Origin of the sequence: Clostridioides sp. ZZV14-6345 (genome assembly GCF_020657775.1) — a bacterium.
Taxonomy (GTDB): domain Bacteria; phylum Bacillota; class Clostridia; order Peptostreptococcales; family Peptostreptococcaceae; genus Clostridioides; species Clostridioides difficile_D.
In genome coordinates this window covers 1-943 of sequence record NZ_JAGWCX010000155.1, presented here as the reverse complement: position 1 = coordinate 943, position 943 = coordinate 1, and the positions used below count along the sequence as shown (strand labels likewise).

Annotated in this window: 1 protein-coding gene; it reads right to left on the bottom strand. The window is 29.6% G+C overall.

The features are described 5' to 3' along the window. Positions 1 to 81: 81 nt before the first annotated feature. The coding region (locus tag KGF39_RS19385; RefSeq protein WP_227823567.1) for a DNA alkylation repair protein at positions 82 to 943 on the bottom strand (862 nt) is incomplete at its 5' end.

Here is a 943-nt window from a genome sequence, read left to right as displayed (position 1 = left end):
TAAAGAATACACATAAATATTTCCAGACTCGAATTTTTAATAATATCTAGCATGAATATGTCATTTTATCTTTTAGTATCATTACTTTTTTGCAGTCTGTCTAGATTTATTAATCGTTCTTAATGCTTTTTTGATAATATACTTTGTTTCCTTAGTATTACTTTCTTTTTCCCATCTTCTACAAAGGTTTTCAACAAAGGTTGGCTGTGTTTTACTTGCATCATTTAACCAGTTTCCAACGCTGTTTTGAACATATTTAGATGAATCTGATTTCAATGGTTCTAAAATTGATAAAGCCAGTTTAGGATTTTCTTTTAATTCTTCAATATGTTTACACCAAACCCCTCTAGGTCTTGTAACCTCACATGCAAAACGTCTAATGTATTCATTTTCATTCAATACCCATTCTGATAAAATCAAAATGCTTTCCTCTAAATTTTGAATAACAGCAGGTCTAATAGCAACCCAAGCCTCTTCTCTTACATTAAAATGCTTATCTGTTGCAAAAATTCTAATTTCTTGAAACATTTGACTAAGACTTAAATTTGTATTTTTCCCTATCATAAAAGTTCCCCAGCTACGAACCAAGTCAGATTCATGATGTGAGATTATTTGTAAGCATTCCTTATCATTATAATTACTGGCTTGTTTTAAAAGTTCTGCTCCGATAGCTTCACTTATAGTATTGGAAGTTTGTTTTTCAAGTCTATTGATATGTTCTAAAATAGGATTTAAATATGCTTCTCTACCATTTTGTAGTAATATATATGTAAGTAGTAGTCTTCTATCAATAGCAAACCATTCTACTATATTGGCAGTTTCTATTTCTCCATGATTTAATTTTTCTAATATTTCTGATGATATATCATTTGTTGACCTAGCTCCTTTTCGTTTTGTTTCTTCCATAATCAACCTGCTACTCAAAATATGGTCAAATATATCC